Annotated in this window: 1 pseudogene; it reads right to left on the reverse strand. The window is 68.1% G+C overall.

Annotation, left to right across the window (positions count from 1 at the left end):
- A pseudogene (locus QSK39_RS52930) lies at positions 1-276 on the reverse strand (Crp/Fnr family transcriptional regulator); the annotation flags it as partial.

Raw genomic sequence — 276 nt, forward strand, 5'->3', positions numbered from 1 at the left:
TCGGCTGGTTGTAGAGATCCGCCACCCGCGAATGCACCCGCAGCACCGTCTGGGCGACGGAGAGTTCGTATTCGCGGGGTTGGGCGTCGTAGTCGACGAACGTGCCCGGCAGCATCGGCTCACCGTCGTGGCCGGAGGCCAGCGAGATCTCGGCTTCGCCGTGGTCGTTGCGGGCGGACGCGCCACCCGCGATGAACGCGTCCAAATGCGCCTGCAGAGTCTCCGACCGCGACAGGACATCCTCGAACACGTCCCGCGGCAGCGACAGGACGGTGC

Source organism: Amycolatopsis sp. NBRC 101858 (assembly GCF_030269325.1).
Lineage (GTDB): Bacteria > Actinomycetota > Actinomycetes > Mycobacteriales > Pseudonocardiaceae > Amycolatopsis > Amycolatopsis ponsaeliensis.